General features: G+C 67.6%; 23 protein-coding genes. 16 read left to right on the top strand and 7 right to left on the bottom strand.

Annotated elements, in window-relative coordinates; genetic code table 11:
• Positions 1 to 36: 36 nt before the first annotated feature.
• Positions 37 to 1,401, top strand: a complete 1,365-nt coding sequence (locus tag CDN36_RS08480; protein ID WP_287496555.1) for a coniferyl aldehyde dehydrogenase — start codon at positions 37 to 39, stop codon at positions 1,399 to 1,401.
• 118 nt (positions 1,402 to 1,519) lie between these two features.
• Here the strand turns inward: CDN36_RS08480 and metK are convergent, their stop codons facing one another.
• Positions 1,520 to 2,698: a methionine adenosyltransferase gene (metK, locus tag CDN36_RS08475; RefSeq protein WP_287496485.1), complete on the bottom strand. Its 1,179-nt coding sequence runs from the start codon at positions 2,696 to 2,698 to the stop codon at positions 1,520 to 1,522.
• 188 nt (positions 2,699 to 2,886) lie between these two features.
• Between metK and CDN36_RS08470 the strand changes: the two genes are divergently transcribed.
• The 5 genes from CDN36_RS08470 (at position 2,887) to CDN36_RS08450 (ending at position 8,017) form a co-directional block, all read left to right on the top strand.
• Positions 2,887 to 3,783 (top strand): lipid A biosynthesis lauroyl acyltransferase, encoded by an 897-nt coding sequence (locus CDN36_RS08470; RefSeq protein ID WP_150554119.1) that lies wholly within the window; start codon positions 2,887 to 2,889, stop codon positions 3,781 to 3,783.
• Between the two features lie 42 nt (positions 3,784 to 3,825).
• The gene (gene dapF / locus CDN36_RS08465) at positions 3,826 to 4,677 is read left to right on the top strand and encodes a diaminopimelate epimerase (RefSeq protein WP_287496484.1); all 852 of its coding nucleotides are present in this window, start codon (positions 3,826 to 3,828) and stop codon (positions 4,675 to 4,677) included.
• 155 nt (positions 4,678 to 4,832) lie between these two features.
• Positions 4,833 to 5,501, top strand: a complete 669-nt coding sequence (locus CDN36_RS08460; RefSeq protein ID WP_150554117.1) for a DUF484 family protein — start codon at positions 4,833 to 4,835, stop codon at positions 5,499 to 5,501.
• Positions 5,502 to 5,546: 45 nt separating this feature from the next.
• Complete coding sequence (xerC, locus tag CDN36_RS08455; RefSeq protein WP_287496483.1) at positions 5,547 to 6,602, top strand: tyrosine recombinase XerC; 1,056 nt, start codon at positions 5,547 to 5,549, stop codon at positions 6,600 to 6,602.
• A 200-nt stretch (positions 6,603 to 6,802) separates the two neighbouring features.
• Entirely contained in the window at positions 6,803 to 8,017 is a 1,215-nt protein-coding gene (locus tag CDN36_RS08450) for a class I SAM-dependent rRNA methyltransferase (protein ID WP_287496482.1), read from the top strand.
• Positions 8,018 to 8,035: 18 nt separating this feature from the next.
• Here the strand turns inward: CDN36_RS08450 and CDN36_RS08445 are convergent, their stop codons facing one another.
• Positions 8,036 to 8,911: an EamA family transporter gene (locus CDN36_RS08445; RefSeq protein ID WP_150554114.1), complete on the bottom strand. Its 876-nt coding sequence runs from the start codon at positions 8,909 to 8,911 to the stop codon at positions 8,036 to 8,038.
• 277 nt (positions 8,912 to 9,188) lie between these two features.
• On the opposite strand from CDN36_RS08445, the gene CDN36_RS08440 reads away from it, so the two are divergent.
• The 7 genes from CDN36_RS08440 (at position 9,189) to hslU (ending at position 17,249) form a co-directional block, all read left to right on the top strand.
• Complete coding sequence (locus tag CDN36_RS08440) at positions 9,189 to 9,683, top strand: Fur family transcriptional regulator (protein WP_287496481.1); 495 nt, start codon at positions 9,189 to 9,191, stop codon at positions 9,681 to 9,683.
• Positions 9,684 to 9,774: 91 nt separating this feature from the next.
• Positions 9,775 to 10,842 carry a CobW family GTP-binding protein gene (locus tag CDN36_RS08435; protein ID WP_287496480.1) on the top strand — a complete coding sequence of 356 codons (1,068 nt, stop codon included), beginning with the start codon at positions 9,775 to 9,777 and terminating at the stop codon, positions 10,840 to 10,842.
• Between the two features lie 387 nt (positions 10,843 to 11,229).
• Positions 11,230 to 11,649 carry an RNA polymerase-binding protein DksA gene (gene dksA / locus CDN36_RS08430; protein WP_150554187.1) on the top strand — a complete coding sequence of 140 codons (420 nt, stop codon included), beginning with the start codon at positions 11,230 to 11,232 and terminating at the stop codon, positions 11,647 to 11,649.
• Between the two features lie 263 nt (positions 11,650 to 11,912).
• Entirely contained in the window at positions 11,913 to 12,449 is a 537-nt protein-coding gene (locus CDN36_RS08425) for a hypothetical protein (protein ID WP_287496479.1), read from the top strand.
• 433 nt (positions 12,450 to 12,882) lie between these two features.
• Positions 12,883 to 14,937, top strand: a complete 2,055-nt coding sequence (locus tag CDN36_RS08420) for a TonB-dependent receptor (protein ID WP_502920353.1) — start codon at positions 12,883 to 12,885, stop codon at positions 14,935 to 14,937.
• 290 nt (positions 14,938 to 15,227) lie between these two features.
• Positions 15,228 to 15,779, top strand: coding sequence for an ATP-dependent protease subunit HslV (gene hslV / locus CDN36_RS08415; protein WP_150554110.1), 552 nt, complete (start codon positions 15,228 to 15,230; stop codon positions 15,777 to 15,779).
• 111 nt (positions 15,780 to 15,890) lie between these two features.
• A complete protein-coding gene (gene hslU / locus CDN36_RS08410; protein WP_150554109.1) occupies positions 15,891 to 17,249 on the top strand; it encodes an ATP-dependent protease ATPase subunit HslU in 1,359 nt (452 codons plus the stop codon).
• Between the two features lie 141 nt (positions 17,250 to 17,390).
• Here hslU and CDN36_RS08405 read toward each other — a convergent pair whose 3' ends face one another.
• Together CDN36_RS08405 and CDN36_RS08400 are read right to left on the bottom strand one after the other, a co-directional pair.
• Positions 17,391 to 17,933 (bottom strand): response regulator transcription factor, encoded by a 543-nt coding sequence (locus tag CDN36_RS08405; RefSeq protein WP_039394779.1) that lies wholly within the window; start codon positions 17,931 to 17,933, stop codon positions 17,391 to 17,393.
• Positions 17,930 to 19,198 carry an ATP-binding protein gene (locus tag CDN36_RS08400; RefSeq protein WP_150554108.1) on the bottom strand — a complete coding sequence of 423 codons (1,269 nt, stop codon included), beginning with the start codon at positions 19,196 to 19,198 and terminating at the stop codon, positions 17,930 to 17,932. Before CDN36_RS08400 ends, CDN36_RS08405 begins: the two co-directional genes overlap by 4 nt.
• Before the next feature lie 233 nt (positions 19,199 to 19,431).
• On the opposite strand from CDN36_RS08400, the gene CDN36_RS08395 reads away from it, so the two are divergent.
• Positions 19,432 to 19,929, top strand: coding sequence for a copper chaperone PCu(A)C (locus CDN36_RS08395; RefSeq protein ID WP_287496477.1), 498 nt, complete (start codon positions 19,432 to 19,434; stop codon positions 19,927 to 19,929).
• Between the two features lie 146 nt (positions 19,930 to 20,075).
• Here the strand turns inward: CDN36_RS08395 and CDN36_RS08390 are convergent, their stop codons facing one another.
• Positions 20,076 to 20,603 carry a cysteine-rich CWC family protein gene (locus CDN36_RS08390; RefSeq protein WP_287496476.1) on the bottom strand — a complete coding sequence of 176 codons (528 nt, stop codon included), beginning with the start codon at positions 20,601 to 20,603 and terminating at the stop codon, positions 20,076 to 20,078.
• A 236-nt stretch (positions 20,604 to 20,839) separates the two neighbouring features.
• Between CDN36_RS08390 and argB the strand changes: the two genes are divergently transcribed.
• Together argB and CDN36_RS08380 are read left to right on the top strand one after the other, a co-directional pair.
• Positions 20,840 to 21,745, top strand: coding sequence for an acetylglutamate kinase (argB, locus tag CDN36_RS08385; protein ID WP_150554104.1), 906 nt, complete (start codon positions 20,840 to 20,842; stop codon positions 21,743 to 21,745).
• 180 nt (positions 21,746 to 21,925) lie between these two features.
• Positions 21,926 to 22,621, top strand: a complete 696-nt coding sequence (locus tag CDN36_RS08380; RefSeq protein ID WP_287496475.1) for a Dph6-related ATP pyrophosphatase — start codon at positions 21,926 to 21,928, stop codon at positions 22,619 to 22,621.
• A gap of 237 nt (positions 22,622 to 22,858) precedes the next feature.
• Here the strand turns inward: CDN36_RS08380 and CDN36_RS08375 are convergent, their stop codons facing one another.
• Entirely contained in the window at positions 22,859 to 23,803 is a 945-nt protein-coding gene (locus CDN36_RS08375) for a PDR/VanB family oxidoreductase (protein WP_287496474.1), read from the bottom strand.
• Positions 23,800 to 24,858, bottom strand: coding sequence for a Rieske 2Fe-2S domain-containing protein (locus CDN36_RS08370; protein ID WP_287496473.1), 1,059 nt, complete (start codon positions 24,856 to 24,858; stop codon positions 23,800 to 23,802). The genes CDN36_RS08375 and CDN36_RS08370 overlap by 4 nt, the downstream gene beginning before the upstream one ends.
• Between the last annotated feature and the right edge of the window lie 35 nt (positions 24,859 to 24,893).

Raw genomic sequence — 24,893 nt, 5'->3', positions numbered from 1 at the left:
AGCGCACGCGCGCTGTTGCTGCCGCGCTTCGAAGCCATGCGTCGGGCGCACGACGCTTCACCGCACGTCGACTGGCCCACGCGCGAGCGGCATCTGAAGGCGCTTCGCGCGATGCTGCACAAGTACCGCAATGCGTTCGCCAGGGCCATCGACGAAGACTTTGGCGGACGCTCGGCGCAGGAGACGGATCTGCTCGAATTGTTCCCGTCGGTCGGCAACCTCAGGCACGCGCTCGCACACACCCGCCGTTGGATGCGCGGCTCGCGGGGTTGGGCCAATCTGTGGCTGCTGCCCGCGCGTCGGGCGATCGTGCCGCAGCCGCTCGGCGTGGTCGGCGTGATCGCCCCGTGGAATTATCCGGTCCTGCTCGCGGTCGGTCCGCTCACCGATGCGCTGGCGGCGGGCAACCGCGTGATGATCAAGGTGTCGGAAGTCACGCCGCGCTTTGCCGAAGTCTTCGCGGCCGCCGTGGCCGACACGTTCGCGCCGGAATGGGTGAGCGTGGTCACCGGCGACGCGCAGGTCGCACGCGCGTTCTCGACGCTGCCGTTCGATCATCTGCTGTTCACGGGCGCGACTTCCCTCGGCCATCACGTGATGCGGGCCGCCAGCGAGAACCTCACGCCGGTGACGCTCGAGCTCGGCGGCAAGTCGCCTGCGATCGTTGGCCCCGGTGCGCGCTGGGAGCACGCGGTCGAGCGCATCATGTACGGCAAGCTGGTGAACGCGGGCCAGACGTGCGTGGCGCCCGACTACGTGCTCGTGCCGCGCGAGAAGCTCGAGGCGTTCATCTCGACGGCGCGACAGATGGCGCAGCGCCTGTATCCCGACGCGGTGAACAATCCCCAGTACACCAGCATCGTCTCGCCGCGCCATTTCGAGCGGCTGTCGGGGCTCGCGAGCGAGGCCGCGGCGCAGGGCGCGACCTTGCACGCGATGTTCGATTCGCCGGCGCGGGCAGCGAGCCGGCGTCTGCCGCCCGTACTGCTGACCGGCGTGCATGACGGCATGCGCGTGATGCGCGAAGAGATCTTCGGCCCGCTCCTGCCCGTGGTGCCCTACGACGACCTCGATGCAGCCATCGCGTATGTGAACGAACGTCCGCGTCCGCTCGCGCTGTACGTCTTCGACACCGACGACGCGCGCGTGGCGCGCGTGCTGACGCAGACGATATCCGGCGGTGTGACGGTCAACGACACGCTGCTGCATGTCGCCGAGCACACGCTGCCGTTTGGCGGCGTCGGGCCGTCGGGCATGGGCGGCTACCACGGCGAGGCGGGTTTCCGGACGTTCTCCAAGGACAAGCCGATCTTTCGTCAGGCGCGCTGGAACGGCACGCGCCTGCTCAACCCGCCCTACGGCAAGCGGTTCGCAACGATGATCCGGCAGTTGCTGCGCTGAGGGCAAGGCCGCGCGTGCCGCCATCATGACCAAAAACGAAACCCCCGCCGCGGTGTCCCGGGTGGGGGTCTCGTTTGGCCGGGCGGCCGCCGTCGGGCGGCTGCGGGACCCGATCAGATCAGGCCACGGCGCGCAGGCCGGCGTCGGCCAGCAGGGCGTCGGCGCGATCCGTCGCCTCCCACGAGAATTCCGGCTCTTCGCGGCCGAAGTGGCCGTAGGCGGCCGTCTTCTCGTAGATCGGACGCAGCAGGTCGAGCATCTGGATGATGCCCTTCGGACGCAGGTCGAAGTGCTTCTCGACGAGTTCGGCGATGCGCTGATCGCTGATCTTGCCCGTGCCGAAGGTGTTGACCATGACCGAGGTCGGACGCGCCACGCCGATGGCATACGAGACCTGGATCACGCACTTCGAAGCGAGACCCGCGGCCACGATGTTCTTCGCGACGTACCGGCCGGCGTAGGCTGCCGAGCGGTCGACCTTCGACGGGTCCTTGCCCGAGAAGGCGCCGCCGCCGTGCGGTGCGGCGCCGCCATACGTGTCGACGATGATCTTGCGTCCCGTGAGGCCGGCGTCGCCCTGCGGGCCGCCGATCACGAAGCGGCCGGTCGGGTTCACCAGGAACTTGATGTCGCCCTTGATCAGCTCGGCGGGCAGCACCGGCTTGATGACTTCCTCGATCACTGCTTCGCGCAGCGCTTCCAGGCCGATGTCCGGATGGTGCTGCGTCGAGAGCACGACCGTGTCGATACTGTGCGGACGGCCATTTTCGTACCGGATAGTGACCTGCGACTTGGCGTCCGGGCGCAGCCAGGGCAGACGGCCGTCGCGGCGCACCTGCGACTGGCGCTCGACCAGGCGGTGCGACAGGTAGATCGGCAGCGGCATGAGTTCCGGCGTCTCGTCGCAGGCGTAGCCGAACATCAGGCCCTGATCGCCCGCGCCCTGGTCGAGGTTGTCGTCGTGCGCACGGTCCACGCCCTGGGCGATGTCCGGCGACTGGCGGTCGTAGGCCACCAGCACGGCGCAGCCCTTGTAATCGATGCCGTAGTCGGTGTTGTCGTAGCCGATGCGGCGGATGGTCTCGCGCGCGATCTGCTGGTAGTCGACCGTCGCCGTCGTGGTGATTTCGCCGGCGAGCACCACGAGACCCGTGTTGCACAGCGTTTCCGCGGCAACGCGGGCGTACTTGTCCTGCGTCAGGATGGCGTCGAGAACGGCGTCGGAAATCTGGTCGGCGACCTTGTCCGGGTGACCTTCGGAGACCGATTCGGAAGTAAAGAGATAGTCGTTCGCCACTTCTGGCTCCTCTAAACGAATTTGGCGACTCACGTTGCCGGCATCGGAGGGGAAGCGGCGACGCTTTAGCGGAAAATTAGTCGAATGCGCTGCCTGGATGGGATGGCACATTCGAATCGCCCCGCAAGTTGTCAGTTAACTCGGCGATGTCGCTTATTATACGCCCCTGTAGAAATTCTGCTGGCGACATGGCAACTACCCCCAAGAAATCTCTCGGTTACTACCTCGGCGTCGGCCTGCTGCGCGGGCTGAACCTGCTGCCGTACAGTTGGGTGGCCCGTTTCGGCGCCGGCCTGGGCCGTCTGCTGTACGCCATTCCCAGCTCGCGCCGACGCGTGGTCCATACCAACCTGCGCCTGTGCTTCCCCGACTGGGACGACGCGACGCGCGAGCGCGTGGCGAAGGCCGCCTTTGTCCATGCCATTCGCAGCTACGCCGAGCGCAGTGTGCAGTGGTTCGCCGGCGGCAAGAAGATGGAACGGCTCGTGGCCCTCGATTCGGCCATCGACCTGCTCGACCCGGACCTTCCGCCGACGATCTTCCTCGGCTTTCACTTCGTGGGCATCGAGGCCGGCTCGATCTTCCTGAATTACTCGCTGCACCGGCCCTGTGCGTCGCTCTACACGCCGATGTCCAACCCGGCGTTTGACGCGATGGCCAGGGAGCAGCGCGGCCGCTTCGACGCCGAGATGATCCCGCGCGGCGACAGCGCCCGCGACGTGCTGCGCGTGCTGCGCAAACGCAAGCCGGTCATGCTGGCCGCCGACATGGACTACGGCACGCGCAATTCGACGTTCGTGCCGTTTTTCGGCGTGCAGGCGTGTACGCTCACGGCCATCTCCCGGCTCGCGCAGGTCGGCCGGGCGCAAGTCGTGCCGTTCGTGACGGAAGTGCTGCCGAACTACCGCGGCTACCGTCTCAAGATATTTCCGGCGTGGCAGAACTACCCGAGCGACGACCCCGACGCCGACGCGCGCACCATGAACGCGTTCCTCGAGGAGCAGATTCTGAAGATGCCGGAGCAGTACTACTGGGTGCACAAGCGCTTCAAGACGCGTCCGCAAGGTCAGCCGGGCGTGTATTGACAGCGGCGGATGGGCGCCGGCCTTCTCCACTACAATAGCGGCATGAAGCTCAAATTCACCAAGATGCAAGGCGCCGGGAACGACTTCGTCGTGATCGACGGCATCTCGCAGACCATCGATTTCACGCCCGGCCAGTGGCGCGCGCTCGCCGACCGCCACTTTGGCGTCGGCGCCGACCAGTTGCTGCTCGTCGAACGCCCGACGCTGCCCGACGTGGACTTTCGTTATCGCATCTTCAACGCCGACGGCGGCGAGGTGGAGCACTGCGGCAACGGCGCGCGCTGTTTCGTGAAGTTCGTGCGCGACACCGGGCTCACCGACAAGCGCTCCGTGCGCGTGCAGGTGCAGCAGGGCGTGATCACGCTCACCATGCGCGACGACGGCCAGGTCAGTGTGGATATGGGTGCGCCGGTGCTCGCGCCGTCGGACGTGCCGTTCGACGCGAGCGGTCTGGAAGGCCGGGCCGAAGGCAGCGACACGCTCTGGCCGCTCGACGTGGCGGGCCGCACGGTGTGGATTTCCGTGGTTTCGATGGGCAACCCGCACGCCGTGCAGGTCGTGGACGACGTCGACGCCGCGCCGGTCGGGACGGCCGGCCCGCTGATCGAGCGCCATGCCCGTTTTCCGCGCCGCGTGAACGCCGGTTTCCTTCAGGTGGTGGACAAGCACCGCGCACGGTTGCGCGTGTACGAACGCGGCGCGGGCGAGACGCTCGCCTGCGGCACCGGCGCCTGTGCGGCGGCGGTGGCGGGCATCCGCCGCGGTCTGCTCGCCTCGCCCGTGGCGCTCGAGACGCACGGCGGCACGCTGACCATCGACTGGGACGGCGCAAGCGGCCCGGTCATCATGACGGGGCCGGCCGCCACGGTCTTCGAGGGCACCATCGAGATCTGACGCACGAGCGCCGGTTTCGGCGTCCCGGCCCGGCCGCGGCACGGCGCCATCGATTTGGTTTCAGACGGATTCTGATTTAGCGACCCAGGCGGCCGCAGGCGGTCCTCGTGCTTCGGGGATGGCGGGCGGCAGTCCACGACAGCAGACGGACACTCATGAACGACCGAGATATTGCGGAATACCTGATTGCGCATCCCGACTTCTTCGAGCGCCACGCCGAGTTGCTCGCCGGCGTGCGCCTCACCAGCCCTCACGGCCAGCGCGCGGTGTCGCTGCAGGAGCGCCAGATCGAGATGCAGCGCGAGAAGACCAAGCAGATCGAACGACGCCTCGCCGAGCTGCTGCGCTACGGTCACGAGAACGACGACATCTCGGGCAAGCTCCATCGCTGGACGCTCGGTCTGCTCGGCGAGCGCGACCCGCACGCGCTGCCCGAGGCCATTGCGCGCGGCCTGCGCGACGTCTTCAACGTGCCGTTCGCGGCCGTGCGCGTGTGGAACGTCGCCGCCCAATACCAGCCGGCCGAGTTCGCGCGCAGTGTAAGCGAGGAAGTGAAGATCTTCGCCTCGAGCCTTGTCACGCCGTATTGCGGCGCCAACACCGGGTTCGAAGCGGTGACGTGGCTGGGCGCGCCGAGCGATCCGGCGTCCGTGGCGCTGCTCGCGCTGCGCGATCCCCAGGTGCCGGAATCGCCCGTCTTCGGCCTGCTCGTCATGGGCTCGGAAGACGCACGACGCTTCCATGAAGGCATGGCGACCGACTTCCTCGCGCAGATCGGCGAGCTCGCCGGCGCGGCGCTCGGCAAGCTGCGCGCCGACGACTGACGCGCGACGGCGGCCCCGGACGACAGCGACGCCCGCGACACGCCCATGGCCACGCCGCCTCGCGCCCCGGCCCCGCGCTCGCGTCAAGCGCCGCGCACTTCCGGCGCCGTGCCGGCCGCCAAGTCGGCGGTGCGCGCTACAGCGCCCGCGGCGCCGGCTCGTTCCGCCGGCGACGACACGCCGCTCGAAGCCGGCCTGCGCGCTTATCTGAGCTCGCTCGCGAGCGAGCGCAAGCTCGCCGGCCTCACCCTCGAGAACTACACACGCGACCTGCGCCAGTTGCAGCGCATGGCGCGAGGCCGCCCGCTCGAATCGCTGCAGCACGGCGACATTCGCCGCTTCGTCATGCAAATGCACAGCGAAGGCCTGGTCGGACGTTCGATCGCTCGCAAACTCTCGGCGTGGCGCGGCTATTTCGCCTGGCTCGCGCAGCGCACCGCGCTGGCCGCCAATCCCGTCGAGGGCGTGCGCGCCCCGAAGCAACCCAGGCCGCTGCCCAAGGCGCTGTCGCCGGATCAGGCGTCGGCGCTGGTGGAGTTCGCCTCCGGCACGTCCGCCGAGGCGGTGCGCAATCGCGCGATGTTCGAACTGCTGTATTCGTCCGGCCTGCGTTTGTCGGAACTCACGAGTCTCGATCACCGCTACGTCGAGGCCGACGGCTACCGCTCGTCGAGCTGGCTCGATCTGGCCGAACGTGAGGTGGTCGTGACCGGCAAGGGCAACAAGCGTCGCCGCGTGCCGGTGGGCGAGAAGGCCGCGCAGGCGCTCGCCCAGTGGCTGCAGATGCGCGGCGCGCTGGACGCAGCGGAGCCGCACGCGTTGTTCCTGTCCGCACGGGGCAAGCGGATCGGCGCGCGCGCGGTGCAGCAGGGCCTTGCCCGTCATGCGCTTTGCGCCGGCTTGCCAACGCACGTTCATCCGCACATGCTGCGTCACTCGTTCGCCACGCATGTGCTGCAATCCTCGGGCGACCTGCGCGCCGTGCAGGAAATGCTCGGCCACAGCAACATCTCCACGACGCAGATCTACACGAAGCTCGATTTCCAGCATCTGGCCAAGGTCTACGACCAGGCCCACCCGCGCTCACGCAAGAAGACCTGAGCGGCTGCGCGAGAACCGAATGCGTTCGGGCGCGGGGCCGGCCGCCTGCCGAACGGGCGACTCGGTGTAGAATCGCGTCCTTCCCAGCAGACTCCCGCCCGCCGTCCGACCACGGCGGCCACCGACTCCCGTCGGGTGGCGCCGCACGCCGCGCCGCGAGGTCTGCCGCCCTTCCGAATGCAACCGTTGGCCCGCTCCGCATGAACATCTTGACCCTCAAGCCCGGCAAAGAAAAATCCTTGCTGCGCCGCCACCCCTGGATTTACGCCACTGCCGTGGCGCGCGTGGACGGCAAGCCGGCTTCCGGCGCCACGGTCGTGGTGCGCGCCGCCGACGGGCGCTTCCTCGCGCGCGCGGCATTCAGCCCGGTGTCGGCCATCCGCGCCCGCGTGTGGACGTTCGACGAGAACGAGCCCGTCGATCACGCGTTCTTCAAGCGTCGCGTGGCCGCCGCGCTGGCCTACCGCGAGCAGATGGTGCATGGCACGGGCGCCACGCGCCTGATCTTCGGCGAAGCCGACGGCCTGCCCGGCCTGATCGTCGATCGCTACCAGTCCGCGCCGGGCCTGCCGGCGAGCGACCAGCTCGTGTGCCAGTTCATGGCGGCTGGGGTGGAGGCATGGAAGGACGCCATCGTCAAGGCGCTCGTCGGCGCGACCGGCTGCCCGAACGTCTACGAACGCTCCGACGCGGCCGTGCGCGAGCGCGAAGGCCTGCCGAGCATCACCGGCGTGCTGGCCGGCGCCGAGCCGCCCGAAGCGCCGGCGCTGCTGAGCACCTACGAGGGTGGCGTGAAGTATTACGTCGACGTGCGCAACGGCCACAAGACGGGGTTCTACGTCGACCAGCGCGATAACCGGCTGCTCGTGCAACAGCAGGCGAGGGGGCGCGACGTGCTCAATTGCTTCTGCTACACCGGCGGTTTTTCGCTGGCGGCGCTCGCGGGTGGCGCGCAGAGCGTGCTCTCGATCGACTCGTCGGGCGAGGCGCTGGCCGTCGGGGCGCGCAACGTCGAGCTCAACGGCTTCGACGCCGCGCGTGCCGAATGGCGCGACGCCGACGTGTTCAAGACGCTGCGCGCGCTGCGCGAGGAAGGCCGCACGTTCGACATGATCGTGCTCGATCCGCCGAAGTTCGCGCCGTCGGCCCACCACGTGGACCGCGCCGCGCGAGCGTACAAGGACATCAACATGGCGGGCTTCAGGCTGCTGCGTCCGGGCGGTCAGCTGCTGACGTACTCGTGCTCGGGCGCGATCGATGCCGATCTGTTCCAGAAGATCGTGGCCGGCGCCGCCGTGGACGCGGGCGTGGACGCTCGCATTCTGCGCCGGCTCTCGGCGGGCATGGATCACCCGATGCTCACGCAATTCCCCGAGGGCGAATACCTCAAGGGCCTGTGGCTGCAGCGCATCTGAGCGCCCGGCCGGGCGCGCTCAACCCAGCGTCAGCGCCACCACACCCAGCGCGATCAGGACGGCGCCGCCCACGCGGCGGTGCATCTCGCCCTCGCCCAGCAGCCGCACGCCGAGCAGCGCGGCGACCATCATCGACATCTCGCGCGCCGGCGCGACGTGCGAAACCGGCGCGTACTTGAGCGCGGTGAGAATCAGGAAGTAGGACATCGGCGAGATCAGCGAAATCAGCACGACCTTGCGCCAGTTCGCCTGCCAGAGGACCGCCATGCGCGCAGGGCGCGAGCAGGCCATCGGTGCGCAGAGCACGACGCGCAACACGTTCTCCAGGTAGTAGTAGACGAGCGGGGCGAGCATCAGCGTGCGGATGGCGTAGGCGTCGGCGAGCGTATAGGCGGCGATGAATCCGCCGGTGAGCACGCCCCAGCCCGCACCCGCGTGCATGCTGCCTCGCCGGAACAGACGCTCGCCGCCCGCGATGATCAACACGCCGGCGACGACCAGGCCGATGCCGGCGAGCGCCAGCCAGCCCGGGCGTTCGCCCAGCAGCACGATCGCGCCCAGCGACGAGAGCAGCGGGCCGGTGCCCCGCGCGAGCGGATAAACGACCGACAGGTCGCCCACGCGATAGCCGCGCTGCAGCACCAGTGTGTAGCCGTAGTGCAGCAGGGCGCTTGCGGCGATGACGGGCCAGGCGCGCGCGTCCGGCCAGGCCGCATGCGAGCCGGCGAGGAAGTACAGCGCGAGCGGCGTGTACAGCACGACCGTCAGCAGCGCGTAGAGGAAAACGAGTTGTGGCCCGCCTCCTTCGCTGGTGTCGATGCGTTTGGCGAGGAAATTCCAGCTGGCGTGCAGAAAAGCAGCGGTAACGACGAGAGCGAGGGCGGTGGGCGACATGATGGCGGGGTTTTTGTGTCAATTGTATGACGCAACGCGCCTGCCGCCCCGCCAGACTGCGGCGAAATTCCGGCGGTATCTTGGCCCGGCGCCAGCAAGATCCCGCCACAATCCCCCCCTTCCATCGCGCTCCATCGCGCTCCAGCGCGGCCAGGCGGCAACCCAGCGGCAACCTCGCGCGAGCCCCCGGGCCCGGCCCGCGTCGCCCTTGCCCTCCGTCCACCGCGTTTTTGCAACTCGGTTGCAGCGCTTGCGGGCCTGTGCTTAAATCGATTTCATGAGCCTTACTCAACTTCAACCGTATCTGGAAGCTGCCCGCGCGAGCTTGCAGGAGCAATCGGGCCGTGTAACTTCCGGGCGCGTGCGCGTGCTGGCGTTGCTGCTCAAGGCCGGCCGGCCCCTCACTCACCAGGAAGTGCTGGCCGACCTGGCCACCGACGCCGACCCGCTCGACCGGGTCACGGCCTATCGCGTACTCGACTGGCTGGTCGCGCAGGGTTGGGCCATCAAGCAGGCCGGCGACGATCGCATCTTCCGCTTCGTCATTGCCGAGCACGTCGACCCGCAGCGCTCCGCATCGCCCCGCCCGCACACGCAGCACGGTCATTTCCGCTGCGTGCGCTGCCATCGCACCTTCTGTCTTGACGACTGGCCCCAGCATCCCCAATTAAGCGAGCGCGAACTCAAGCGCCTGCCCAAGGGCTTCGTGGGCGAACAGGTCGAGCTGCTGATTCACGGCACCTGCGCGCACTGCGCGGGCGTTCCCAACTGACGCGTCCCGAGCCGGTTTTCGCCGCCTCGGGTACAGTGGACGACATTCAGGCGGCCGCTGACCCGCCGCTTCATTACAGGACATTGCATTCATGACACCCGTCACCATCCTGACCGGCTTTCTCGGCAGCGGGAAAACCACGCTGCTCAAGCGCATTCTCACCGAAGCGCACGGCATGAAGATCGCCGTCATCGAGAACGAATTCGGCGAGGAGAACATCGACAACGACATCCTCGTGCAGGACAACGCCGAGCAGATCGTGCAGATGAGCAACGGTTGCATATGCTGCACGATTCGCGGCGATCTGGTGCAGGCGCTCTCCGATCTGAACAGCCAGCGCGACGCGGGCAAGATCCAGTTCGATCGCGTGGTCATCGAGACGACGGGGCTGGCCAATCCCGGGCCGGTGGCGCAGACCTTCTTCATCGACGACGAAGTCGCCGACACCTATCGCCTGGACGCCATCATCACGCTCGTCGACGCCAAGCACGGCCAGCAGCAGCTCGATCAGCACGAAGTGGTGCAGCGCCAGGTGGGCTTCGCCGACCGGCTGTTCATCACCAAGGCCGACCTGGTCACGCCCGAGGCGCTCGACGATCTCAAGCATCGCCTCGCGCACATGAACCCGCGCGCGCCGCAGCAGGTGGTCGACTTCGGCCGCGCCGATCTGAACCAGATCTTCGACATCCACGGCTTCAACCTGAACGACAAGCTCGACATCGACCCGGACTTCCTCGCGGCAGACGAGCACGCCCACCACGACCATGACCACGATCATTCGCATTGCGATCACGATCATGGCAAGTGCGAGCACGAGGGTCACGACCACGGGCACCATCACCACCATCACGCGCACCACGACGACGCCATCAAGTCGTTCGTCTTTCGCAGCGAGCGGCAATTCGACCCCGCCAAGCTGGAGGATTTCCTCGGGAGCATCCTGCAGGTGTACGGCGAACGCTTATTGCGTTATAAAGGCGTATTAAACATGCGCGGCATCGACCGCCGGGTCGTGTTCCAGGGCGTTCACCAGATGATGGGCAGCGACGTGGGCGCGAAGTGGCAACCCGGGGAGACGCCGAACACCAAGATGGTGTTCATTGGCGCAGAACTGCCGAAAGACATCATCCTGCAAGGGCTGGAACGCTGTCTGGTCTGAGCGGGACCGCCGAAACGTGCAAGGGGAAAGCCCTTAACCGGGGCGCCCGGACGATTCGGTTACAATACCTGCCCACCGGGGCTGCCGCCAGCGAGTTGACGCGGTATTCCGGAGGGTAGGCAGGGGAGCACCGTCATGGCTACCGCCTCTCGCAAGACTGCCACCGCAAGCCCCGCGCGCCGGTCGGGACCGGCGACGGATGCGGTCGCCAAGCGTGCTCCAGCAGGCAAATCGAAGACGGGCGAGAAGGCCGCCGCCAAGAAGGGGCCACCGAAATCGTCCGGCAGGACCGTAACCCAAGAAGCCGCCCGCGGCATTGCCGGTAAGCAAGACGCCCCGTCGGCAGGGGCATTGCCGGACCATCCGAAAGAGACGCCACAGAAACCCATGAGCAAGCAACGACTTTTGACCGAGGCCGAAATTCTGAAGATGTCCGACAAGGACTATATGAACGAGGCTCAACTCGCCTTCTTCAAGAATCGTCTGGAAGCGCTGCAATCGGAAATTCTGAAAAACGCCGATCAAACGACCGAGAACCTGCGGGAAACCATTCTGGTCCCGGACCCGGCCGATCGTGCCACGATCGAAGAGGAGCACGCGCTCGAGCTGCGCACGCGTGATCGTGAGCGCAAGTTGCTCAAGAAGGTGCAGCAATCGCTCGCCCGCATCGAATCGGGCGAATACGGCTGGTGCGAAGAGACCGGCGAGCCGATCGGCATCCCGCGTCTGCTCGCCCGCCCGACGGCGACCCTGTCGCTGGAAGCGCAGGAGCGTCGCGAGTTGCGTCAGAAGCTGTTCGGCGACTGATCGCGCAGCGCTCCGGTCCGGCGCCGCGCGGTGGCGGCGCTGCCGGACCCCTCGGTTTGCGAAGGGCATGTCCTCAGGGCATGCCTTTTTTATTGCCCGCGCGTCAATATCGCCTGCTCTGACCCAGTCTCTCGCCACGCACGCGGCACACGCGAAGTCGTGGCCGGCGCCTGCCACTGTCGCCTGGACGCAACGTCGGCGAAGCCTCGCGAGCCCCGGCGTTTTATGGCAAAATTGCAACTCAGTTGCAATTACCTCGAGCCATGTCTTCCATTGATTCCGTCTTCCGCCGGTGGCGTGCGCGTATGCGCGCGCCGGTCGGCCGTGGGCGCGGCATGTGGATGGCGTGGCCGGTATGGCGGGCGTGGCTCGTCGCCGCGCTGCTTTGCGTACAGGTCTGGGGGCTGCAGCACGAGATCCTGCACGCCCGTTCGCTCTCGCAGGCGGCGACGGCCGCCGATGTGTCGGGCGAGAGCGGGTCAGTTGTCGCCGGCACCGATACCGCCGACGGCACCGGCACCGCCCCACACGCCGCCCGCGCCGCCCGCGCCACCCGCGCCACCCGCGCCGTAACGGCGTCGCTGGCCGGTGCGCATGTCGCGCCGCTCGACTTCGGCGGCCACCATCATCACTGCCATCTGTTCGAAGGGGCGACGCTCGCGGCCACCATGGCCACCGCGGCCTGGCACTGGGGCGGCGAAGCCCGCGTCGACGATACACCGCCGCGCGCCACCGGCCGCGTGCATGCCAGTGCACCGCGCCTGCCGTTCGAGTCCCGCGCACCGCCCGTCCCGGCGTGACACCACGCGCTTCTCGCGCGAATCCCGTCGTGATTTTCCGATGCCGTGCCGCCCAAGGGCGGCCGATGGTCGGGCGTTGCCCGCGCGTTCATCCGCGTCAATCCGCGCCAATCCGCGTCGGTCCACGTCAATCCGCGTCAGTCCGCATCCCTGCGCGCGGGCCGGGATTCGTTCGCGCCGTTTCACGGGGAACCCGGAGGACGTCCGACGCACGGCGCCCTTCGCCCAGACCAACAGAACTCGAACCGACATGGCAATCTCCTCATCCAACGCCGCGCGAGCGGCGATCGGCGAACGCGCGCCGTCTTCGGCGCCTTCCAGCCGCTGCAACACCCGCGCCACCTCCATCTCTCACAGCCCTCGCAGCGCTCGCAGCCCTCGTGCCGCCCGCCCAGGCGTGCTGCGTCCCGCGCAGTTGCCGCTCGCTGCGGCGATGACCCTCGCGGCGCTCACAGCGGCAAGCCTGCCCGCGCAGGCGCAGGACGCCGGCGGCGTCGGGCCCGCGGCTACCGCAACGGCCGCGGACACGGCATCGCCCGTCACGCTGCCGGGCACCTTCGTCACCGGCAATCCGCTCGGACGCGCCGCCGCCGAGCTCACCGTGCCCGTCACCGAACTCGATGGACGCGCCCTCGTGCTGCGCCGCGCGAGCACGCTGGGCGAGACACTCGATGGCCTGCCCGGCGTCTCTGCCACGTCATACGGCCCGAACGTGAGCCGTCCGATCATTCGGGGCCTGGACGGCGACCGCATCCGCGTGCTGCAAAACGGCACCGCCGCGCTCGACGCGTCCTCGCTCTCGTATGATCACGCCGTCGCGCAGGACCCGCTCACCATCGAGCGCGTGGAGATCGTGCGCGGGCCGGCGGCGCTGCTCTATGGCGGCAACGCCGTGGGCGGCGTGGTCAACACGATCGACAACCGCATTCCGAAAGCGCCGCTCGACGGCGTGTCCGGGGCGACGGACTTCAGCTACGGCGGTGCCAATCGCGAGCGGGCCGGCGCGGCGTTGCTCGAATTCGGCAACGGCCAGTTCGCGTTTCACGTGGACGGCTTTGCGCGCAAGAGCGCCGACCTGCGCATTCCGGGCTTCGCCCATTCCGCGCGCCAGCGCGAACTCGACGGCGAAGGCGCGCCGCAGGCCTCCGGCACCCTGCCCAACAGCGACGGCCAGGCGAGCGGCGCCGCGCTCGGTGCGTCCTGGACGTGGGCGAACGGTTACACCGGCCTGTCGTATTCGGGCTACGACACCGACTACGGCACCGTCGCCGAAGCCGACACGCGCATCCGACTGCGCCAGCAGCGCCTCGCGCTTGCGAGCGAAGTGCGCGAACTGAGCGGCCCGCTTTCCGGGTTTACCGCGCTCAAGTTCAACTTCGGCTACACGGATTACGAGCACAAGGAAATCGAGGACGGCCAGACGGGCACGACCTTCAAGAACCGCGGCTATGAGGGCCGTATCGAAGCGCGCCACGCGAAGATCGGTCCGCTCGAAGGCGCGCTCGGCGTGCAGTTCTCGCAGAACACGTTCTCGGCGCTCGGCGAAGAGGCGTTCGTGCCCAAGAGCGATACGACCAACGTGGCGCTCTTCGCACTGGAAGAGTGGGCGGTGAATCAGGCCGTGAAGCTCTCGTTCGGCGCACGCATCGAACATTCGCGCGTGAAGCCGTCGGCCGGCGGCAACGAACGCTTCGACGGCCTGCCCGCGCGCAACTTCACGCCGGGCAGTCTGTCGGCGGGCGCTGTCTTCGCGCTCGCGCCGAAGTGGTCGGTGGCCGTCAATACGTCGTACACCGAGCGCGCGCCCACGTTCTACGAGCTTTACGCGAACGGCCCGCACCTGGCCACCGGCGTATGGGAGATCGGCAGCCCGCAGGCGAGCCTCGAAAAAGCGCTCTCGACCGATCTCTCGCTGCGCTACGAGAACGGCCCGCACAAGGGCAGCGTCGGACTGTTCTATAGCCGTTTCTCGAACTTCATCGCGCTGGAGAACACGGGCCGCACGGCCGAGGTGGACGACAGCAATCTGCCGGTCTACCAATACGCGGGCGTGCCCGCCGAACTGTACGGCGTGGAAGCCGAGGGCCGCGCGCGCGTCTGGCAAGGCTACGGCAATCTCGACGTGGAGTTGCGCGGCGACTACACCGTCGGGCGCAATCGCGACACGGGCGAGCCGCTGCCGCGCATCGCGCCGTTGCGTCTGACGGCGGCGCTCGTGTATGGCCTGGGGCGTTGGGGCGCCCGTCTGGAAATGGTGCACGCGAGCAATCAGGCGCGCGTGCCCGCCAACGACCTGCCAACGAACGGCTACACCACGCTGGGCGCCGCGCTCACGTATCAGTTCAGGGCAGGCGGCGCGCAGTGGCTGGCGTACCTCAAGGGCGAGAACCTGACGAATCAGGAAGTGCGTCTGGCCAGCTCGGTGCTGCGCGACATCGCGCCGCAGGGCGGACGCTCGGTTCGCATCGGTTTGCGCACCACGTTCTGAGCGGAACGATTCCGCAAAAATGGGGCGATTTCCGAGAAATTGCCCCGCGTTTCCGGGTTCGCGCGGCGCCGTGCCGCGCGAATCCCGTCATCCATGCCGCGTTGCGCGGGATCGGGCCCGCGCCGAAGGCGCCGCATCGACGAGCACCGTCGACGCCTCTTGATATTCTTTTGATTGCCCTAAACTACAGTGACGTCCCGCCCGGCCGGGGCGCCTCGCCACTGTCGTGAGACGCGCGGTACACCGGGCCAATCGTTACGGGGCGCACAGCCCCCGGAAAAGGAACAGGCATGGAGCAATATCACGGCACCACCATTGTCTCCGTTCGGCGCGGCGATCAGGTCGCGCTCGGCGGCGACGGTCAGGTCACGCTCGGCAACATCGTGATGAAGGGCACCGCGCGCAAGGTGCGCACGATTTACGACGGCAAGGTCATGGTCGGCTTCGCCGGCGCCACCGCGGACGCCTTCTCGCTGCTCGACCGCTTCGAGGCGAAACTGCAGAAGCATCAGGGCCACCTCACGCGCTCGGCCGTCGAACTCGCCAAGGACTGGCGGACCGACCGCATGCTGCGCCGGCTCGAAGCGATGATGATCGTCGCCGACGCCGAGACCACGCTGGTCATCACCGGCAACGGCGACGTGCTCGACCCGGAAGGCGGCGTTGCGGCCATCGGTTCGGGCGGCTCATACGCGCAGGCGGCAGCCCGCGCGCTCGTCGAGAACACCGACCTCTCGCCGGCCGAGATCGTGAAGAAGGCGCTCACGATCGCGGGCGACATGTGCATCTATACGAACGGCAACCACATCATCGAATCGCTGCCGCCGAAGGCAGCGAAGTGACGACGGACGACGCGCGCGCCGCAGCAGGTGGACTCCTGCGGCGCGACCTGCCGGCCGGTGCATGACCGGCCGGGCGTCCCCTTCCTTGCGAACCCCTAATTGGCGAACGTCATGACCCATATGACCCCCTCCGAGATCGTCTCCGAGCTCGACAAACACATCATCGGCCAGCACAAGGCCAAGAAGGCTGTCGCGGTCGCGTTGCGCAACCGCTGGCGCCGTCAGCAGGTGGCCGAACCCCTGCGCCAGGAAATCACGCCGAAGAACATCCTGATGATCGGTCCGACCGGTGTCGGCAAGACCGAAATTGCGCGCCGTCTGGCCAAGCTGGCCGACGCGCCGTTCATCAAGGTCGAGGCGACCAAGTTCACCGAAGTCGGCTACGTGGGCCGGGACGTGGACAGCATCGTGCGCGACCTCGCGGAAATCGCGATCAAGCAGACGCGCGAAGCCGAGATGAAGAAGGTGCGTACCAAGGCCGAAGATCGCGCCGAAGACCGCATTCTCGATCTGTTGCTGCCGACCGGGCGCGAATCGTCGCGCGACATCCGTTTCGGCTCGGCCGCGCACGAGCCGGAACCGGGCTCGGAAGACAACGCCACGCGTCAGACCTTCCGCAAGCGCCTGCGCGAAGGGCAGCTCGACGACAAGGAAATCGAGCTCGAAGTCGAAGTCCCGGTGCAGGGCATGGAAATCATGGGCCCGCCCGGCATGGAAGAGATGACCGAGCAGATCAAGGGCATGTTCGCGAACCTGGGCAACCAGCGCAAGAAGCGCCAGAAGCTCAAGATCAAGGACGCGCTCAAGGTGCTGACCGACGAAGAAGCCTCCAAGATGCTCAACGACGAAGAGGTCAAGCAACTGGCGCTGCGCAACGTCGAGCAGAACGGCATCGTGTTCCTCGATGAGATCGACAAGATCGCCACGCGCAGTGAAGTCGGCGGCGGCGACGTGTCGCGTCAGGGCGTGCAGCGCGACCTGTTGCCGCTCGTCGAAGGCACGACCGTGAGCACCAAGTTCGGCATGATCAAGACGGATCACATCCTGTTCATCGCGAGCGGGGCGTTCCATCTGGCCAAGCCGAGCGATCTGATTCCCGAACTGCAGGGCCGCTTCCCGATTCGCGTCGAACTCGAATCGCTGTCGGTCGAAGACTTCGAAGCCATCCTCACGCAGACGGACGCGAGCCTCGTCAAGCAGTACCAGGCGCTGCTCGCCACCGAAGACGTGAAGCTCGAGTTCGCGCAAGACGGCATCAAGCGCCTCGCGGAGATCGCGTTCTCGGTCAACGAGAAGACGGAAAACATCGGCGCGCGCCGCCTGTACACGGTCATCGAGAAGCTGCTCGAGGACATCTCGTACAACGCGGGCAAGCAGTCGAACGAGGTGGTGACGATCGACGCCGGGTACGTCAATCGCTTTCTCGGCGAGGTGGCGCAGAACGAGGATCTGTCGCGCTACGTGCTCTAAGCCGCCGGCGCCGGATGTGAAAAAAGGCCCTTCGGGGCCTTTTTTTCGTCTCGCGCGGGCCTGCGTGCCCGGGGCGGCGCGTCACGCGTGGCGCTCGCCGCTCGGGTCGGCGCGCGCCCTGTGCGCTGCCGCGCCGCCAGATTACTGCTTGACCGGGCGCTTGAGCAACTTGCGCTGCAGCGTGCGGCGGTGCATGTTGAGTGCACGCGCCGTGGCCGAGATGTTGCCGTTGTGCTCGGCGAGCACGCGCTGGATGTGCTCCCACTCGAGACGCGCGACGGACAGCGGCGACGGGTTTTCGATCGCTTCATCGGCCTGCGTCTCGCTCGCGTCGCTGCGCAGCGATGCGAGGATCGTGTCGGCGTTGGCCGGCTTGGCGAGATAATTGTCCGCGCCGTCCTTGACGGCCTGCACGGCGGTGGCAATGCTCGCGTACCCGGTGAGCACGAGCATGCGCGCCTTCGGCTGCAGGGCGCGCAGCGGGGCGATGAGCGGCAGTCCCGAATCGTGGCCCAGATGCAGATCGACCGAGATCAGGTCGAACTGGCGCGTGCGCGCCGCCAGCAGTGCCGCGGCGCTGTCGGCTGCGATCTGCACGTCATAGCCGCGGCGCGTCAGGGCGCGGGCGAGCGTTTCGGCGAAGACGACGTCATCGTCGATGAGAAGGAAGTGGGAGGCGTTCATGTCTGACTCCGCGAACCGAAGAAGAAAGTGGCCATCGGCAGACGCAGTTGCGCGCGCGTGCCCGTCGGCGTGTTGGGGCTGAGTTCGATGTCGCCGCCGAGCCGCTGCGCGCTGGCGAAGGCAAGGTACAGCCCCATGCCGTGCCCGCCGTGCGTGCTCATGACGGGCGAAGTGCCGAGCCGCGCGAGCAGGTCGGCGCTCATGCCGGGGCCTTCGTCGCACACGGTGAAGCGCACGTCGTCCGGCGTGACGGCAACCTCCAGCACGACCGACGACGGGCTGAAATACGCCGCGTTATCGAGCAGGATCGTGAGGATCTGGCCGACCTGCACGGTATCTTCGATGCGTGCCGTCAACTGCGGCGGCACGTGCAGCTGGAACTGCACCTGCGGATGGCGAAGACGCCACTGCGTCGTGAAGGCGGGCAGCCACTCGGCCAGCGGCTGACGCACCGGTGCGGCCGCGCGCGTCTGCACGTGGCCGATGGCGCTCTTGCACAATGCGATCTGCTGCTCCAGCGTCTGGAGATCCGGCTCGAACGGCGCGAGCGCGGCGTTGCCGCGGCTCTCGCTGCGCAGCTCGCCCACGACCACCGCCATGGTGGAGAGCGGCGTGCCCAGCTCGTGTGCCACGCTCGCGGCCTGCGCGCCGAGCGCGGCCATGCGTTCGTCGCGCAGCAGCCGCTGTTCGGCGCGGGCGAGCTGGGCGTCCCGGGCGCGCAGCGCGCGCGACATCCGCGAGACGAACCAGGCGATCACGAGCACGCTCACCACGAAGTTCACCCACATGCCCGCCAGATGCAGCCGCAGCAGATTGCCGGGGTCGGCCAGATCGAGCGGAACGTACTGGAAATTGAGCGCGCCGTAGGCGACCAGCGAGAGCAGGGCAAGCTGCGAAGCATTGCGCCACGGCAGCACGGCCGCGGCGATCGCGAGCCCGGGCAGGAACAGCGAAACGAAGGGGTTGGTGGCGCCGCCGGAGAAGAAGAGCAGCGCCGTGAGCGCGGCCAGGTCGACGAGCAGTTGGCCCATCAGATCGAGATCGGTGCGGCGCTTGGCCCGCTCCACGCCGCTGCGTGCGCGCACCCAGGTGAGCACGTTGAACAGCACTTCGAGCGCGACGATGGTGAGCATCGGCTCGAGCGGCAGACGCACGCCGAGCCAGAGTTGCGCCACGCCGATGGTCGCGAGCTGGCCGACGATGGCCAGACAGCGCAGCCAGAAAAGCTGCACGACGTTGGTTCGCTCGATAGGGAAATGAGTCATCCGACAAGTGTACCAAGTCCGGGTCTCGCGCCATTGGGCCATTCCGGCGCTGCGACACTCTGCCGCACAGCGCAATGCCGGGCGCCCCGCGGCGGCGCGCACACGCCGCGCGGGGCGCGACTACAATGGTCGTCCACGTCGCGCGCGCTCTCGCGCCGCGCAACGACTCATGCGATACCGGGCGACGCCCGTTCGTCCGTTCGCCCGTCCACCGATAACGACAAGGAGTTTGCATGAAGCACAAGCTATGGATGGCCGCCGCGCTCAGTCTCGGCATGGCCTCGGCGTTTGCCCAGACCGGCGCCGTGGACGTCACCGATGCATGGGCGCGCGGCACCGTGCCGGGCCAGAGCGCGACGGGCGTCTTCATGACGCTGCAGGCGCATGGGCCGACCACGCTCGTCGGGGTGAGCACGCCGGCGGCGGCCAACGCCGAAGTGCACGAGATGAAACTCGAAGGCACGCTGATGAAGATGCGTGCGCTGCCCCACGGACTGCCGTTGCCGGCCAACGAGCCCGTGCAGCTCAAGCCGGGCGGCTATCACATCATGCTTACCGACCTGAGAGCACCGCTCAAGAAGGGCGACAGCGTGGCGCTCACGCTGCGCTTCGAGTCGGCAGACCACAAGAAAACCGAGCAGCAGGTGCAGGTGCCGGTGCGCGACCTGACGGCCGGCGCTCCCGGCGGTGGCATGGCCGGCATGGCGCACGGCGCCCACGGCAGCAAGTAAGCGCTGCGCGAGGCCCCATGGCCAACAAGACCCTCGGCACGCGGCAGAAGATGATGTTTCGCGGGGCGTCCGGCAAGTCGGGCGGCCCCGGCGGCCCCGGCGTTCCGGGGCGCACGCGTGCGCCGGCGCCTCGCCGCGGCACGCCGTCAGGGGGCGCGGTCGGCGGCGGTGCCGTCGATCGCTACACCGGCGTCAAGCAACGCCGTGCGAAGACAAGCGGGACATAGGCAGGCGAGGGCGCCCGTGCGTGCGAGCACGGGCAGATGCGGCCAGTCCAGACACCAGCAGCGCACCTCATGTGCATTCGGCGACAACGCTGCGCCGCACCTCACCGCCGCGCCGCAACGCGGGCATTGCGGCGCATCGCCGGCTGCGGCCGCGGCGCCTTCCCGCTTTCCGGCGACATCTTTGTCGATCATCTCAGCGCTCCTGCGACTCCTGTCGCCCCACCACTCCCGCCACTCCCACCACTCCCGCCACTCCGGCTGCTCCGACCGCTCCGATCGATATGCGCGCAGCCTCCCTTCGACCTTCGTGTTCCCTTCATGCGCGTGGCACGAACGCGTCTGGCGGCGAGCCAGTTGCGCCACTGCAACAGCGTCGCGCCGACCATTGAGCGCATCGGCGTGTGCGCTCGGCGGGGCAAAAAATGCAATGCCGTAAAAATCGGCCATTGAGCGGCGTCCGTCAACGAGTGAAAGGGGTGATACGCACCTGCGACCGGGTGCCGCTGGCGGGGCGGGAATTGCCGCCTTCGCGGTTACGCCCGAGCATGCGCCCGAGGGTGACGACGGACCAACTCCGAGGCCGGCGTCGGCGTGCTCCGAAACGCGTCGACGCCCCGCACGCACGGGCCTCTTGGCTGTACAATGCGCCGTGTTTCTGGTCCACCTGCAAAAACCTTCCCGCCATGTCCGATCTGCCACTGAATTCCATCGACGACATCGCACCCGCTCTCAAGGCAGAAATTCTGGCCGAGGCGATGCCGTACATCCGCAAGTATCACGGCAAGACCGTGGTGATCAAATACGGCGGCAACGCAATGACCGAAGAGCGCCTGAAGCAGGGCTTCGCGCGCGACGTCATTCTGCTCAAGCTGGTCGGCATCAACCCGGTGGTGGTGCATGGCGGCGGCCCGCAGATCGATCAGGCGCTCAAGAAGATCGGCAAGCAGGGCACGTTCGTGCAGGGCATGCGAGTGACCGACGAAGACACCATGGAAGTGGTCGAATGGGTGCTCGGCGGCGAAGTCCAGCAAGACATCGTGATGCTGATCAACCAGTACGGCGGTCAGGCCGTGGGCCTCACCGGCAAGGACGGCGGTCTCATCAACGCACGCAAGATGCTCATGCCGGATCGCGAGAACGCAGGGCAGTTCCTCGACATCGGTTTCGTCGGCGAAGTCGAGTCGATCAACCCGGCCGTGGTGCGCGCGCTGCAGGATGACGCGTTCATCCCGGTGATCTCGCCGATCGGCGTGGGCGAAGACGGCCAGGCGTACAACATCAACGCCGACCTCGTGGCCGGCAAGCTCGCGACGGTGCTCGGCGCGGAGAAGCTCGTGATGATGACCAACATTCCGGGCGTGATGGACAAGGACGGCAATCTGCTGACCGATCTGTCGGCGCGCGAAATCGATGAGCTGTTCGCGGACGGCACGATCTCGGGCGGCATGTTGCCGAAGATCTCGTCGGCACTCGACGCGGCCAAGAGCGGCGTGAAGTCGGTGCACATCGTGGACGGCCGCATCGAACATTCGGTGCTGCTCGAGATTCTGACCGAGCAACCGTTCGGCACGATGATCCGCTCGCACTGAGCGCAGCGGCGCGAGCGGCCGATCGACGATCGCCGTCGGCTCATGGGCGGACCCTGCGGGGTCCGCTTTGCATTGCGGCCTGTGCTCTCCATGCACGTCCCCACATCCTCACATCCCTCCCCCACTGCGCGCGCCCATCGTCGCGCGTGCCCCCTTTCCCGAACTTTCTGACGATCGACCATGCCCACCCCTGCCTTTTTTTCGTGGAGCGGCGGTAAGGATTCCTGCCTTGCGCTGCATCATGCGCTGTCGTGCGACGCGAGCGGCGCACCGCACTATGACGTGCGGCGTCTGCTGGCGATGTTCGACGAGACCGGCGACAGCTCACGCTCGCACGGCTTGCCGCGAGCGCTGATGCAGGCGCAGGCCGACGCGCTGGGCATCGCACTCGACGTCGGACAGGCAGGCTGGCAGACCTACGAAGCGGCGTTCGTGGCGCGGTTGCGCGCCATGCGCGCACAGGGCGTCACGCATGGCCTGTTCGGCGATATTGATCTGCAGCCACATCGCGACTGGGAAGAAAAAGTGTGCGCGGCGGCCGGCATGACGGCGGTGCTGCCGCTCTGGCAACGCGATCGGCTCACGCTCGCGCACGAGTTCATCTCACTGGGTTATCGCGCGGTGATCGTGTGTGTGAACGGACGCCATCTCGGCCCCGAGTTCGTCGGACGCGAATACGACGCCGCGCTGCTGGCCGACTTGCCGGCGAGCGTCGACGTGTGCGGCGAGAACGGCGAGTTTCATACCTTCGCCTATGACGGACCGCGCTTCACGCGAGCGGTGCCGTGGCGCATCGAACGCGTCGAGACGATTCACGGCCCGAAGGAATACGGCGCCACGCCGTACCACCGCGCGCATATCGTCGCCGCCCCGTGAGGCGCCACGCCGTGCCGCTTGCGCGCGCGGGGGCGCACCAGCCGGTGCGACATGCCGGTGCGACACGCCGATGCGACATGCCGGCGCGACCCGATGTCTCATGCCGGCCGCCAGCTGACGCAATTCGTCGAGCCGCTTGGCGGCGGGGCTCGGCAGAATGCCCTGACGGCGACGAAAGCGAAACCGCCCCGCTCGCGACGCGAAGCGGGGCGGCTCGCCCAGGCGGGCGAGCGCGCGCTACAGGTCGAGCACCAGCATGGCCGACCGACTGCGCGAGCAGCACGGCAGGATCTGGTCGTTGGCCGCGCGCTCTTCGTCGGTGAGATACACGTCGCGATGGTCCGGCGTGCCGTCGATCACGCGCGTGAGGCAGGTGCCGCACACGCCTTGCTCGCAGGAAGTCTGCACTTGCACGCCTTGCGCGGCCAGTGCGGCGACGATGGTCTCGCCGGCTGCCACGTCGATCACGCGGCCGCTCGAATGCAGCTTCACCTGGAACGGCCGGTCACCGTCGGTATCCGCTTGCGCCGGTGCGGCGAAGTACTCGCGGTGCACATTGCCTTCAGGCCACTGCGCGGCGTCGGCGCGCGCGAGCACCGCTTCGATGAAGCCGGCGGGGCCGCACACGTACAGATGCTTGCCGCCCGAGGGCTGCGCGAGAATGGCGTCGAGATCGGCGCGCTCGCCTTCGCTGTCGAAATAGAGCCGCGTCCTGGCCGCGAGATCCGCCTGCGCGAAGCGATCGCGAAATGCCGTGCGCGCCGGTTCGCGCGTGCAGTAGTGCACTTCGAACGAGGCGCCGCTCGCGGCAAGCGACTGCGCCATGCACAGGATCGGCGTCACGCCGATGCCGCCGGCGAGCAGAATACTGTGCGTGGCCTGCGGCGCGAGCGGGAAATGATTGCGCGGCTCGCTGATCTCGACTTCGGCGCCCGCGGCGAGCGCATGCATTGCCACGGAGCCGCCGCGAGAAGCCGGATCGCGCAGCACGCCCACACAGTACCGGTGCGTCTCGCCCGGTGCGTTGCACAGCGAATATTGCCGCACGAGCGCGCCGCCGAGATGCACGTCGATGTGCGCGCCGGCCGTGAATGCCGGCAGCGCACTGCCGTCGATACTCACGAACTCGAATTCGCAGATGTCGGTCGCGACATCGCGCCTGTTCGCCAGCCTGACCTTCATGCCGCGCTCTCCACGGCCGGACCGGAAGCCGCGCGTTCGGCCTCGATCAGACGATCGAGCACCTTGCGCGACTGCACGCCGCCGGCGTCAATGTTCAGCTTGAGAATCTTCTTGTCCGGATATGCCGAAAGATTGCGCTGCTGCGCTTCGAGCACTTCCTGGTCTTCGGCGAAGATGCCGCCCTGGCCACGCTTGATCGCGGCGGTCAGGTCGGCGTCCTGCGGCTTGAAGTTGCGCGCCATGCCCCAGAAGTACCAGATCGACTCGTCCGTCTCGGGCGTGATGAAGTCGACGACGATGCTGCCGGCCTTCTTGTCGGCGGGGGCGTGGTAGCCGCCATGGCCCGCGTGCGCGACGCCCACTTCGATCATCACGTGGCTTGGCGGTGTGAACCGGCAGATCTGCCAGCGATCGCACGGCACCTGATCGTCCAGACCGTTCGCGCGCAGCGCGCTTGCCCAGAACGGCGGCGCCTTGATGTTCTCCATGTGGCGCTCGGTGATCACCATGTCGCCTTCGACGGTCGTCTTCGGCGGCGCTTCTTCGATCTCTTCCTGGCCGATGCTCGTCGCGTGTACGTAGGTCTCGTGCGTGAGATCCATCAGGTTGTCGATCATCAGGCGGTAGTCGCACTTGATGTGATACAGACCGCCGCCGTAGGCCCACTGGTCGCTTACCGCCCATTCCAGATGCGGAATCTCGTCGGGATTGGCGAGCGACGCGTCGCCCGGCCACACCCACACGAAGCCGTAGCGCTCCACGCACGGGTAGGCGCGCGTCTTCGGAAAGCCGCCCACGCGCTGGCCGACCATCTTCGTGCACTTGCCGCCGCCGTCCACCGTCAGGCCGTGATAGCCGCACACCAGATGGCCGTCCTTCACGAAGCCCAGCGACAGCGCCGCGCCGCGATGCGGGCAGAAGTCTTCGAGCGCGGCGACGTTGCCGTTCGCCTCGCGAAAGAAGACCATCGCTTCGTTGCAGATCTTGCGGCCCAGCGGCTTGTCGGCGAACTCGTCCGGCGTGCAGGCCACGTACCAGGTGTTTTTGAGGAACATGATCGGTTGTCTCCTTGGCGCGCGCTCACCCGGCG

The sequence above is a fragment of the Pandoraea sp. CB10b_02 genome, from assembly GCF_002216225.1.
GTDB classification, from domain to species: domain Bacteria; phylum Pseudomonadota; class Gammaproteobacteria; order Burkholderiales; family Burkholderiaceae; genus Pandoraea; species Pandoraea nosoerga.
Note: the sequence above shows the minus strand (reverse complement) of the source record. Positions and strands in the feature narration are given on the sequence as shown.

Bases quoted from the DNA above. Each gene is read 5' to 3' on its own strand.
- CDN36_RS08390 (WP_287496476.1), bottom strand. From the start codon at position 20,603: ATGGCCGATTTTTACGGCATTGCATTTTTTGCCCCGCCGAGCGCACAC.
- hslV (WP_150554110.1), top strand. From the start codon at position 15,228: ATGGAGCAATATCACGGCACCACCATTGTCTCCGTTCGGCGCGGCGAT.
- CDN36_RS08445 (WP_150554114.1), bottom strand. From the start codon at position 8,911: ATGTCGCCCACCGCCCTCGCTCTCGTCGTTACCGCTGCTTTTCTGCAC.
- CDN36_RS08470 (WP_150554119.1), top strand. From the start codon at position 2,887: ATGGCAACTACCCCCAAGAAATCTCTCGGTTACTACCTCGGCGTCGGC.
- argB (WP_150554104.1), top strand. From the start codon at position 20,840: ATGTCCGATCTGCCACTGAATTCCATCGACGACATCGCACCCGCTCTC.
- CDN36_RS08405 (WP_039394779.1), bottom strand. From the start codon at position 17,933: ATGAACGCCTCCCACTTCCTTCTCATCGACGATGACGTCGTCTTCGCC.
- dksA (WP_150554187.1), top strand. From the start codon at position 11,230: ATGAGCAAGCAACGACTTTTGACCGAGGCCGAAATTCTGAAGATGTCC.
- dapF (WP_287496484.1), top strand. From the start codon at position 3,826: ATGAAGCTCAAATTCACCAAGATGCAAGGCGCCGGGAACGACTTCGTC.
- CDN36_RS08480 (WP_287496555.1), top strand. From the start codon at position 37: ATGCGTCGGGCGCACGACGCTTCACCGCACGTCGACTGGCCCACGCGC.
- CDN36_RS08400 (WP_150554108.1), bottom strand. From the start codon at position 19,198: ATGACTCATTTCCCTATCGAGCGAACCAACGTCGTGCAGCTTTTCTGG.
- CDN36_RS08420 (WP_502920353.1), top strand. From the start codon at position 12,883: ATGACCCTCGCGGCGCTCACAGCGGCAAGCCTGCCCGCGCAGGCGCAG.
- CDN36_RS08440 (WP_287496481.1), top strand. From the start codon at position 9,189: ATGAGCCTTACTCAACTTCAACCGTATCTGGAAGCTGCCCGCGCGAGC.
- CDN36_RS08450 (WP_287496482.1), top strand. From the start codon at position 6,803: ATGAACATCTTGACCCTCAAGCCCGGCAAAGAAAAATCCTTGCTGCGC.
- hslU (WP_150554109.1), top strand. From the start codon at position 15,891: ATGACCCATATGACCCCCTCCGAGATCGTCTCCGAGCTCGACAAACAC.
- CDN36_RS08370 (WP_287496473.1), bottom strand. From the start codon at position 24,858: ATGTTCCTCAAAAACACCTGGTACGTGGCCTGCACGCCGGACGAGTTC.
- CDN36_RS08435 (WP_287496480.1), top strand. From the start codon at position 9,775: ATGACACCCGTCACCATCCTGACCGGCTTTCTCGGCAGCGGGAAAACC.
- CDN36_RS08425 (WP_287496479.1), top strand. From the start codon at position 11,913: ATGTCTTCCATTGATTCCGTCTTCCGCCGGTGGCGTGCGCGTATGCGC.
- CDN36_RS08375 (WP_287496474.1), bottom strand. From the start codon at position 23,803: ATGAAGGTCAGGCTGGCGAACAGGCGCGATGTCGCGACCGACATCTGC.
- xerC (WP_287496483.1), top strand. From the start codon at position 5,547: ATGGCCACGCCGCCTCGCGCCCCGGCCCCGCGCTCGCGTCAAGCGCCG.
- CDN36_RS08460 (WP_150554117.1), top strand. From the start codon at position 4,833: ATGAACGACCGAGATATTGCGGAATACCTGATTGCGCATCCCGACTTC.
- CDN36_RS08395 (WP_287496477.1), top strand. From the start codon at position 19,432: ATGAAGCACAAGCTATGGATGGCCGCCGCGCTCAGTCTCGGCATGGCC.
- CDN36_RS08380 (WP_287496475.1), top strand. From the start codon at position 21,926: ATGCCCACCCCTGCCTTTTTTTCGTGGAGCGGCGGTAAGGATTCCTGC.